1 pseudogene is annotated in these 331 nt (G+C 69.8%); it reads left to right on the top strand.

Going from position 1 to position 331, the window contains the following annotated elements:
- Positions 1-331, top strand: a pseudogene (locus tag SB753_RS35755) (GGDEF domain-containing protein); the annotation flags it as partial.

Genomic DNA, 331 nt, shown 5'->3' with positions numbered 1-331 from the left:
GGCGCGGTCAGCACCTTCCTGCACCGGGCACAGGGCTTCTCCGGGCTCGATCAGGTGTGGCTCGTGAATGCCAACGGCATCTGCGTGGCCTCGAGCGATGTCTCCGGCGATCCGCAGAGGCGGCGGGCCTCGTTCGTCGGCGTCGACATACGGGTGCGCGCGTATCTGACCAACGCGCTGCTCGGCGCGTTCTCCGAAACCTATGGCGTGGGCCGCACGAGCGGCGAACCCGGCATCTTCATCGCGGTGCCCGTCTATGCGGACGGCGAACTCGCGGGCGCGGTCGTCGCCAAGGTCGGCATCGCGCGGCTGCGCCACTGGGTCGCGCATG

It is taken from the genome of Paraburkholderia sp. SIMBA_053 (genome assembly GCF_046534895.1).
GTDB lineage: Bacteria > Pseudomonadota > Gammaproteobacteria > Burkholderiales > Burkholderiaceae > Paraburkholderia > Paraburkholderia caledonica.
This window is presented reverse-complemented; position numbering and strand designations above follow the sequence as displayed.